Consider the following 631-nt stretch of genomic DNA (forward strand, 5'->3'; position numbering starts at 1 on the left):
GGGCATGGCCCTGGCCCGGGGCGTGCGCCTTCCTCTCGCCCTCGTCCTCGCCGGGGCGGTGTCGGTCCTCTGGAGCCTCCCTTTCCTCTACCTGGCCACCCGTCCCCCCACCCCGCCCCCGGCCCTCCTCTACCTGGCGGTGCCCCCGGGGGAGGGGGTGGGGCTTTTGCGCCTCGAGGGGGCTTCCGGCTACCGGGTCCAGGTCTACCTCTGCCAGAAGGGCTGCCAGCGGCTCGGCTGGGAGTGGGACGGGGCCAACCCCATCGCCTTCCCCCTGCCCGAGGGCCTCTCCCCGGGGCGCTACCGCCTGCGGATTCTCCTCTTCTCCGCCCACCGCCTGGCCCTAAAGCCCCGCTACCTCTTGGAGGAGGAGGTGGTGCGGTGAGGGCCTTCCTGGGCGCGCTGGCCCTGGTCCTGGGGCTCGGGGTGGCCCTCTTCGGCCTCCGGGGAGCCTTTACCCTCCTTCCCCTGGAGGAGGCCCCCTGCAGGCCCGCCCCCTTGCCCCAAAGGGCGGAGCTCTACGCCAACGGGGCGGTGGAGATCCCCCTTTGCCGAAAAGCCCAGGTGGTCTTCCTTCTTCAGGGCACCCCTGCGGGCGGCCACGGCCCCTGGGCCATGGTGGTGGAGGGGA

At 73.1% G+C, this 631-nt stretch carries 2 pseudogenes; both read left to right on the forward strand.

From position 1 onward, the window contains the following. Positions 1-385, forward strand: a pseudogene (locus AC01Y6_RS10955) (O-antigen ligase family protein); the annotation flags it as partial. Continuing rightward, positions 382-631 (forward strand): annotated as a pseudogene (locus AC01Y6_RS10960) (hypothetical protein); the annotation flags it as partial. The pseudogenes AC01Y6_RS10955 and AC01Y6_RS10960, both read left to right, overlap by 4 nt.

The organism is Thermus sp. (genome assembly GCF_056332225.1).